Source organism: Chromatiales bacterium 21-64-14 (assembly GCA_002255365.1).
Taxonomy (GTDB): Bacteria; Pseudomonadota; Gammaproteobacteria; order 21-64-14; family 21-64-14; genus 21-64-14.
In genome coordinates this window covers 1-8,930 of the sequence record NCBI01000067.1, presented here as the reverse complement: position 1 = coordinate 8,930, position 8,930 = coordinate 1, and the positions used below count along the sequence as shown (strand labels likewise).

Here is an 8,930-nt window from a genome sequence, read left to right as displayed (position 1 = left end):
CTTCATGCGGCGCAGCTTCTCCAGTTCGGCATGGAGCCTCGTCTCATCGTCGGCCGGCGCGGCGTCCATCGCCTCGCCAAGCTCCCGGCGCAGCCGCACCGCGGACCACTGCGGGTCGGCGCGGATGCCGGCGTTGCGGCAGCGGGCCAGAAGATCGACACGCTCCTGCTCAAGCTGCGTGGAGGTGCGCCCCCCGGCCATCACGCGCTCTTCTTCTTCCTCAGAATGGACGACGATCTCGTCGAAGATTTCGCGCTCCTCGGTCCACTCGCGCGTCTTGCCACGGATATCCTCGGTGGAGCACGCGATCGACTGCACGCCCTTGCTGATCCGAAGCATCTTCGGATACTCGCGGAAGATGTGTGTCCGCGTCATCTCGCCGCTCTCGATTTTCGCCGCGATCGCACGCGACAGCACGCCCCCGCGCTGAAGAAACTGTTCCTGGGCGATCTCAGATTCCAAAGTCATAGCGGCTCCTGGGTTGAGAGAAAACGGAAACGGCCGCCCCAGCGCGAACCAGGGCGGCCGTCATCCTCACAAGGCGTCGGCGATCACGACTGCCCACTCCGGGCGAACCCAGAGGTAGCCGTAGACGATATCCAGACGAGTGCCGGTCTGGTCCGTGCCGACGATGTACTGGCGGACCATCCGCATCGACACCCCGTCGAACTGGTCACGGCCGGCCTGCACGTCAGGCGGGATTTCCAGGTCGGCGGTCGCCATCGTGACGGCCTCGGGGACGAACGCGATGTTCTTCCGGTAGGTCGCGGATGCCGGGCCGACGAGGCTGATCGTCGCGCTGTTGGCCGGCGAAGCGGTCACGGTCTGGTACTGCACCGCAGCCCCGCCAGCGCCCGGCGGGATCAGCGCCGGATAGATGCCGATCGAGGTTCCGCTGCTCGCCACCGGCCCGGTCACGACGAACTGGCGAAGCTGCCCGTAGTCCGCCTTGGTGATCCGGTTCACACCGTTCACCCCGGCAAAGGTGATGATATCGCCCTTCGCCAGCGTGCCGGTGATCGCGTTCGTGGCGATCGAGGTTCCGGACTGCCCGGCGCCCGAGACGGTGCCAGCGGAGAAGCTGCCGGAGGTGTGCTGAATGACGGTCTGATCCTTCATCCAGTCCAGGCCCAGCGCGTTCTTCATCGCGCCGCTGCGATACTGCTCGCTGATCTCGGTCGCGGGGTTGAACAGGCCCGACAGCGCGCCGGCGATCCGCGCGTCCGTGAACGGGTTGGTGACGACGCGGTGATTGAGCGTCGGCGCCGACTGCGTGTCCAGGATGGCGTTCGCGGTCAGGAAGGTGTTGATCGTCGGGGTGATGATCGCCCCGGCCGCCTCGTTGTCGATGTAGTTGCAGACGCCGCCCTCGGCGCCCGACATCACCGCAACGGCCACCTGGCCGGCGAGGTTGTTCACCGCCGGCGCGATGTAGCGTTCCGCGAAGTCGTCCACCGACAGCGTGAGGTCGATGGAGGGGAACGACATATCCACGCCCTGCTGGGTCGCGAGCGTCAGGGTGGTGAACTGCTCGCTGACATCCTGGAAGGATGCCGCGGCGCCCGTCCGCACCGTGAAATCGACCGGCAGGCGGATACGCAGGGACGAACCGATCTTCGCGCCTTCGCGGGCGTACTGGTCGTCGTACTGCGTATCCAAATTTCGCATGAAGGCGTTGGTGTTCTTCCAGAGACGAACCGCCTCCCGCGCGATCATTTGGATAGTCAAAAGTGAGTTGGCGATGACACATACTCCTGTAGGACTGTGAAAGAGTAAGTATCGGTCTCACCGCGAACGGTTCTTGACTTACTTACTCAATGACAACCCCGGCGGAATACTGGTCTAGTCGCTCGCCGATGGAAGTTAGTCTTAGCCGCGCGGCTCTACCCGAACCGGGAGGGTCTATTGACAGCGGACTGTTGGCTTGCTAGACCGCTCATATGAGCACCCGAAGCAAGACCAGCGTCCCTGGCATCTACCTCATCACCAACACGGTGACGGGGGTCGTTTACGTTGGACAGGCTATCAACATCCGGAAGCGTTGGGATGTCCACCGTTCCACCCTTTCATCTGGCACACACCGGAATTGCTACTTGCAACGGGCGTGGGCCAAATACGGAGCGGGGGCGTTCTCCTTTAGTATCTTCCGTGATCTTAGCAGCACCCCACCAGAGGAGCGGGCTGCCGCCCTTAACGAAGCAGAAATAGATTGCCTCGCGTCATTCCAGGATACCTACAACCTCATGGAAGCCGGTATCTCCGGCGTTGTCGCGTCCGATGCCGCAAGGGCGCTTCTTTCCGCGCAACGCAAAGCCATGTGGGCCGATGCGACTTTCCGCGAAAGGCGGTTAGCCGCGTTGCAGGCGCTCCACGGGGACCCAGAGTTCACCGCACGCCGCATAGAAGCCGTTCGCGAGGGATCGCGCACCCCAGAAGCAAAAGCCGCTCGCGCCGCCGCTGCCAAAACACGCTGGGCCGACCCGGAGTTCAAGGCCCTCATGGCAGAGAAGCAACAAGCGAAATGGGCGGACCCAGCCTATCGCCAGAAACAGAAGGAGGCCCGATCAAAATCATGGGCCGATCCTGAAAGCCGCGCCAAACGCATCGCCGGAATTACGGAAGCCATGAACCGGCCGGAGGTCAAGAAGGCAAAAGCTGCTGTCCGCAACGCCACAAGTGCGAAGGTGTCAAAGTTCCAGCTTGAACGCTGGAAAGACCCCGAATATCGCGCCCGTCAGAGCGTGTCCCGCGCCGATGGACAATCCGCCCGCTTCGCCGACCCCGAAGCCCGCGCCGAACACGGGCGCCGCATGAAGGAGGTTTGGGCCAAGCGCAAAGCCGCCAAGCCCTAAGCCTACCGCCGCGCCTTCTCCCCACCCAGCGAAGCCGGCGCCTGCTTGCGCCGCAGCTTCACATACTCGGCCATCGAAAGGCTGCCGTCGTAAACGTCAGGATCGGCCGCAGCACGCCCCGACACAGAGGCGGCGGGCTTCGGCGCGGCTGAGAGCGTCCGGGGTGCCGGGGCCGTAATGGCGGCCGTGATGCGCCCCATTTCGGCGGCCATCGCCACTGGGCCGCGTGCCAGCAGCCCGTTGAGCACGTCGAGGTCATCGGCCAGATACGCGACGAGCTTGTGGGCGTCCGGTAGCTCGGCCAGCGCCTGCATGAACGCCTGATTGTTCGTCGCGCCCATCTCGGCCAGGATGCCGGTCTTTTCGTTCCACGTATCGGCGCCCAGTTCCTTGGCGCCCTTGGAGATCAGATCGCGGGTCCGTTCCTGGAACCGCTCGGCGTCGCGGAGCTCCCGTGCCCGCGCCTGGATCACGTCATCCGGGAGGGCGGTCGGCGCGGGGCGCGGTGTTTCCGGCTCGGCCGGCGGATTGCGGGACTCCAGCAACGCCTTCATGGCGTCGCGTTCGGCCCGGAGTGCATCGCGTTCCCGCTCGGCCTCGGCGCCGCGCCGCGTGAGCGCGTTGATGCGCTTGCGGATGTCCTCCTGCTTCTTGGTCTCGCGCGCCGCCGCTGCTTTCTCGGCCTCGGTGGGTTCGGGCGCAGGGGGCGCTTCGGCGACTGGCGTCTCGGGCGCTACGGCCGGGACTTCGGGTTCCGGGGCCGGCGCTTCGGCTTCGGTCTGGAGGCTCTGGGTCTCGCTCATGGGAGTCCTTCGTTATCCGCTCGGCTGGCCCCGCCGGAGGGTTAGTGCATCGTGCTCGGGATCACCGCCTGCGATTCAGCGACGAACCGATTGGCCCGGAGGTCAGAGTCGAGACACAGCGCCTCGTAAATCTGCTCCTTGGTGTATTCGCAGGTCGGCGCGTCGGGGCCGAGCATGGAGGCAAGTTGCGCGCGGGCATCTTCCAACAGCCGGGGCGCCACACGCTCCACGAACAGCCGGCGCGCGGCCTTCTCCGTCACCTGACCATCGGCCCGCAGCTTGCGGTAGACGCCGTTGTCGCGGACGTAGACCTCGAATAGCTCCTGGGCCATCTCGATTGCGACGCTTGCCACGAGGCGGTGGGCGTTCAGGCCGGCGTAGGATCGGGCGATGGGTTTCATGCGGGCGGCGGTCCTTGGTCTGCGGCCTGGTGCGCGGCCAAGCCAGCGGCGCCAGCGGCGGGCGTCATGGCGAGCGGCACGGTATACTTGCGGAGGATCGTGACCAGCTTCGGGTTGAACACGACGTGGTTGCGGGTGCCTACAGCGGCGCCGCGAGAATTGGCGTCCAGGTAGCTAATGCCCGGAACGCCAGCGGCATCGAGAGCGGCAGACGCCTTTTTGTCTCCGATCTGCTTGGCGAGCTTGAGATATGCCTCTCGCCCAGTCGTATCGAAGGGGTAAGCGCCCCCAGCGTCTATGCCATCGCCGCAAGCGCGTTCGGGAAGGTTGCCGCGCCGGCATCAGCAACCGCAGCCGCGTTCGGGTCCGTGTAGCGCGCCGCAATGGGGTTCACCCCGACAGCGTAGGGGTTCGGAAAGCCGATCGCAAGCGGGTTGGAGGGGTATGCCATCCGCACCCCTCACTGCATCATGTCGCCGGTCGGTGGCGTTTCCTGCCGCAGCGGCGGCTGCCCGGTAGCACCCGGTGGGCCTGCGGCGGACGTATCCACTCCCACGCCAGCCGACAGATGCGCCACGATAGGCCCGAGATTGTCCTGTAGCGCCTGCCGCACCGTCTCGTGGATCATGGCCCGCATGTCGGCCGGATCGAGCGGAAGCATGTCCTTCACGACCGCCAGGCGCCGCGTGTCGGCGTCGAACGCCCGCACGGCCTGCTCGGCGTCCCCGCTCTTGACCTTGAGCCGCTCCTCGGCCAGCGCCTGCATGGCCTCGCCGAGCAGCTTGTTCTGGCCCTGAAGCTGCTTCTGCAACTCCGCGACGGCCTGTTGGGCGGCCGGCGGCAGCCCTGGCTTCAGCCGTTCGGCAATCTGGTCCGCCAGCGGGAAGTCCGCGACCTTGAACAGCAGATCGCCGATGCGGTCGATCAGCGCCGGGGCCTGCGTCAGAATCTGCACGATCGCGTTGAACGCCTCTTGGCGCTGCGTCGCGTAGTCCGGCCCCACATCCGAGACCACCTCATAGCGGCCCAGGTTCGGGTTGAAGGTGATCTCGCCATTCGGCCCGACCGAATGAGCCTCAGGCGCCGAGGGATCGACCATCACATGCGACTCAATGCCGGCCTCGTTCACGATCCGGACAAGCCGCTTCGTGTCGTAGACGCGCGGCACGATCTCCAACAGGATTTGCCCGTGGCGCCGCACTGCGATCGCCTGATTGTCCACGAAATGGTAGGTGGCCCGCTCGCTCTGCCGCTGCCGCTGGTTGATCGCCACGCCGGTGCGCTCGTTGCCCGGCGCGCCCAATTCGGCGTCATATTGGCCGGACGCAAGCTGCATGTCCTGCTCGGCGGCCTGCGACCCCTCCAGGAAGGCCGGCGCCGCCTGCGGCGCGTCCTGGCGCACCGGCGGCGGGATCGGGTTGCCCTGATCGTCCTTGTGCTTCCACGGCAGGTAGGCGTGGTTCGTGGTGTTGGCCGAGGCCCAATAGGTCTGGTAGTCGCCGATCGCTTCGGCCGGCGTCAGATATGGTGACTTGCTCTGAAGCGCGCCGTATTCGACGGCTGCGCTCCGGCTGTAGTTCAACATCTGCTGCGGGCCGAGCAGGCAGCGGGTGTGCCCGCGGCGGTCGAGCCGCTTGTCGATCACCGTCTCTTCGCCGACCCAGGGCACAATCGGGATCGTGAGGCCGGGCCAGTCGCCCTCTTCGGCGATGATGTCGCCGACGATCTTGTACCAGCGCACCTGCTTCCGCACTACATCGCGGCGCTGAAGGCTCTCGCCCCCTTGCTCGGCCTCGGCCTCCCACTTCTTCAGCAGGTCGGCCGTAATGACGCTGCGGAGGATCGTGGTGCCGGATGCCCGATCGCCGAGCAGCACGTCCGGCTCCTCCTCGATCTCGAAATACAGCGCCTCGCGCACCTTATCGTCGCGTAGCCAGGACGCATCCTCGCCGTCCACCGCGTTCGCGGCTGCCAGGCGCCCCTTCAACTCCGGGTATTTGGCCTCGATCTCCTCGCGGGGCTTGTCCGCCACGATGAAGCCGGCGCGGGCGTCCGATCCGTCCTTCTCGGTGTAGTCGCAGAGGTAGCAGCCGAGCGGATCGTCAACGCCGCGAAAGTAAATCTCCTGGTCGAACGAGTCATCACCGACGTAATCAGTGGCGACGCGTGTAAAGCCCAAGCCGGCCTGCACCTGAAACTCGATCGCGGGCCCATACGCAACGGCCTGCGCCCGGCTGATATTCTCGACGTGCCGCGCGATGCCTTCCCAGATCGTCGCCGCATCCGCCGTGGCGCCGTCGCCGACCGGCCGGAACTTGATCCCGGTCTTGTTCTGCTTGGCGTCGTTGATAATGTGGCGGTTGTGGACCTGCGTCTTGTTGATCGTCAGGGTCGGGCGCTGAGCACCGGACCGAGCGACGTAAATCTCGTTCGGCCACTGATAGTGGTTGTAGGCGTCGCCGTTCGCAAACTTGTAGTCCTGAAGCCAGTTCTCACGGGCCTCTTTCTCATAGGTCTGCACGCGCTTGAACCGCCGATGGGCGCGGGTCACAATGCGCTGATCGCGGTCGCCCTCATGGTCGGGGAGCGTGCGGTCGTCGGCGTCTTCGTCGTCAGCCACAGATTACCGCTTCACCGGCTGCCGCGCCGGCGCCCCGGTCTGGTCACGACCCTTCGGGATCGGCGCCGACAGCGGAGACTTCGCCATCTGCTCGCCGGCCGGCTTGCCGGGGCTGAGCCGGCGCTCGGGTGCCAGCGCCTTGGCCGACATGATCGGCTGGCGGAGGGGGCGGTCGCGGTCGAGCAGCGACAACCTACCGCTCCCGCTTCATCGCGCCGCCCATCGGCGACAGCTTCGAGGGCTTGCCGCTCTTGGCGCGCATCGCTTCCTTGATGCCATCGCCCTTTGCGCGGCCAGGATCAGCCGGACGCGCCGGCTTGCCTTTGCCGCTGCCGGCGCGCATCGCCATCTTCATGCCGTCGCCGCTCGCGCGGCCAGGATCACGGGCCATCTGGTAGCTCCTCTGTCACCCCATCCAAGAGCCGGGGCGGCTCAGGGGCATGTTCAATTTCGGCGGCACGTAAGGCGGAATCGCGACAGGCACGCGGGCTGGGTCTTGCGATCCCTGAACGCCGGTCCCGAAGGCGTCGGCGCAATGCGAGGCTTCGTCGTGCAGAGGCTCCGCGCGCCAAACGCCCATGTTCTCGTTCCACTGGCGCCGGTAGGCGCGGAGCTTCTTCAGCCCCTCCGCGCAGCCCGTAGCGTCGAACCAGGCGCGCGGCAGGATGTTGCGCGAGGCCGTGACGCGATCCGCCGGGTTGGCGGCCGGCACCACGATGATGGGCCGCAGCCCGAGGCCGGCGAGATAGAGGCGCCGCGATTGGCCGCCGTTTGTCAGTTCGCGGACCTGAACATCGTGCGGCAGGTAGTGCGCGCCGTACACATAGGGCCGTTCCATGACGATCTTCGCGTAGGTATCGAGGCCGGGGCCGCTGTCCTCATGGTATTCGAGAAAGCGCCACTCACCGCCCGGTGAACGCTGGAACCACCAGATCGCGGTGCTGTCGTCCATCCCCAAGTCCCAGGCGGTGTAAACGGGGAGCTTGGGGTCGTAGAGCACGCGGCAGACCCGATCCTCCGCAATCGCCGCGTCAAGCCACTTGCCGTAGTATGAGCCGCTGTTCGGTGCGGTGAAAGAACATTCCAATTCCTGGGCGAATTCCTCTTCGTCCAGCGTGGCCCGCAAGGACGCGATCTGCGCGTCGTCCAAGGCGCCGGTGAGTTGCCAGGGCAGCAGGAACCGCGCGGCCTGGTCGCACTTGTCGTAGGCCGCCGCAAGCCGTCCGTTGCCCTTCGGCGTGCCGATCTTCACCCGGCAGCCGGCATAGTCGGCGAGCATCGGCTCGACCACCATATCCAGGCCGGTGGCGATCACGTCATCAGCCTCGTCTTCGATCACCTCGTCCGCGAGGCCGCCGCGCCAGGAGTCCGGCTTGTCCATGCCGCCGCACTGGTAGACGCCGCCGTTCGGCAGGATGACGCGCATCTCCGACTTCATCACCGTGGCGCCGGGGATTTCAGCGGCGGCGCGCGCCACCTTGTCCCATAGCCCGGTGCGCTTCCACGAGACCTGCGCCGGCAGCACATGAATGACGCGCGGCGGATCGGCCTTCAGGTTGCGGCGGTGCGCCGGAATGTGAGACCGCGTGTGCGTGAGTGCCTTCCGCAGCCCGCGCCAGATGAAGGCCGTTGACTTGCCGGCCCGACGATGGACGACCGCGACGATGGATTGCGCGCTGCACTCGATCAGCGGGACTTGCCAGCGGCGCGGGGCGAACGGGAGGGTGACGATCTCCGCACTCATTCAGGCGTGGGGCCGTCCTCTCCCGCCACTGCCCAGCGGTACACCACCTCAGTCGCGACAGGGCCACCATCTGCGCCCGTCACCTCTGTGGGAAGCAAACGCGCCACCATCCGAATGTAGGTCGAAGGGTCTTCATCCCGCATCTTGGCGAGCGCAGCGGCGCCGTGCTTATCGAAGTCCGCCCGCAGCGCGTCCAGGAACGCCTTCGCGATATATTGGCGCGAGCCGAGCTTCCGGCCCCCTTCGCCTTTCTTGAAGGGGCGCCCGACCACGCGCTTAGCAGGCAGATCAGACATCGGCCGAAGCGCCCGTCAGAGCGCCCAGCCGATGACCATCGTGCCGTTGAGCGCCGCCGTCCCGTTGTTCGTGAACACGAACACCGAGTCGCCCGCGCCGTTGGTCACGCTGGTCGGCACCATTCCGTCCACGGTGTTCGTGCCGGAGCGGATGTCCACCAGCAGCGGAGCAGCAGCGGCCGTGACCAGGGAGTTGGTCAGGGTCATGGTGTAG

At 66.1% G+C, this 8,930-nt stretch carries 12 protein-coding genes; 2 read left to right on the top strand and 10 right to left on the bottom strand.

Annotated elements, in window-relative coordinates; genetic code table 11:
• On the bottom strand, nucleotides 1–468 hold a 468-nt coding region (locus B7Z66_15335; protein OYV74787.1), incomplete at its 3' end, for a hypothetical protein.
• Between the two features lie 66 nt (nucleotides 469–534).
• Entirely contained in the window at nucleotides 535–1,743 is a 1,209-nt protein-coding gene (locus tag B7Z66_15330) for a hypothetical protein (protein ID OYV74786.1), read from the bottom strand.
• Nucleotides 1,744–1,940: 197 nt separating this feature from the next.
• Here B7Z66_15330 and B7Z66_15325 point away from each other — a divergent pair, with 197 nt between their 5' ends.
• Nucleotides 1,941–2,852 (top strand): hypothetical protein, encoded by a 912-nt coding sequence (locus B7Z66_15325; protein ID OYV74785.1) that lies wholly within the window; start codon nucleotides 1,941–1,943, stop codon nucleotides 2,850–2,852.
• Between the two features lie 2 nt (nucleotides 2,853–2,854).
• Here the strand turns inward: B7Z66_15325 and B7Z66_15320 are convergent, their stop codons facing one another.
• Complete coding sequence (locus tag B7Z66_15320) at nucleotides 2,855–3,655, bottom strand: hypothetical protein (GenBank protein ID OYV74784.1); 801 nt, start codon at nucleotides 3,653–3,655, stop codon at nucleotides 2,855–2,857.
• Nucleotides 3,656–3,696: 41 nt separating this feature from the next.
• Nucleotides 3,697–4,056: a hypothetical protein gene (locus B7Z66_15315; GenBank protein ID OYV74783.1), complete on the bottom strand. Its 360-nt coding sequence runs from the start codon at nucleotides 4,054–4,056 to the stop codon at nucleotides 3,697–3,699.
• 14 nt (nucleotides 4,057–4,070) lie between these two features.
• Between B7Z66_15315 and B7Z66_15310 the strand changes: the two genes are divergently transcribed.
• Nucleotides 4,071–4,430 carry a hypothetical protein gene (locus tag B7Z66_15310; protein OYV74782.1) on the top strand — a complete coding sequence of 120 codons (360 nt, stop codon included), beginning with the start codon at nucleotides 4,071–4,073 and terminating at the stop codon, nucleotides 4,428–4,430.
• Between the two features lie 86 nt (nucleotides 4,431–4,516).
• On the opposite strand, the gene B7Z66_15305 is transcribed toward B7Z66_15310, so the two are convergent.
• The 6 genes from B7Z66_15305 to B7Z66_15280 form a co-directional block, all read right to left on the bottom strand.
• Nucleotides 4,517–6,676, bottom strand: a complete 2,160-nt coding sequence (locus tag B7Z66_15305) for a hypothetical protein (protein ID OYV74781.1) — start codon at nucleotides 6,674–6,676, stop codon at nucleotides 4,517–4,519.
• Between the two features lie 3 nt (nucleotides 6,677–6,679).
• Nucleotides 6,680–6,868: a hypothetical protein gene (locus B7Z66_15300; protein ID OYV74780.1), complete on the bottom strand. Its 189-nt coding sequence runs from the start codon at nucleotides 6,866–6,868 to the stop codon at nucleotides 6,680–6,682.
• A gap of 1 nt (nucleotide 6,869) precedes the next feature.
• On the bottom strand, nucleotides 6,870–7,067 hold the full coding sequence (locus B7Z66_15295; GenBank protein OYV74779.1) for a hypothetical protein: 198 nt from the start codon (nucleotides 7,065–7,067) through the stop codon (nucleotides 6,870–6,872).
• A 15-nt stretch (nucleotides 7,068–7,082) separates the two neighbouring features.
• A complete protein-coding gene (locus tag B7Z66_15290; protein OYV74778.1) occupies nucleotides 7,083–8,420 on the bottom strand; it encodes a hypothetical protein in 1,338 nt (445 codons plus the stop codon).
• A complete protein-coding gene (locus tag B7Z66_15285; GenBank protein OYV74777.1) occupies nucleotides 8,417–8,716 on the bottom strand; it encodes a hypothetical protein in 300 nt (99 codons plus the stop codon). Before B7Z66_15285 ends, B7Z66_15290 begins: the two co-directional genes overlap by 4 nt.
• Before the next feature lie 15 nt (nucleotides 8,717–8,731).
• Nucleotides 8,732–8,930, bottom strand: a 199-nt coding sequence (locus B7Z66_15280; protein OYV74776.1) for a hypothetical protein, incomplete at its 5' end; no start/stop codon positions are given.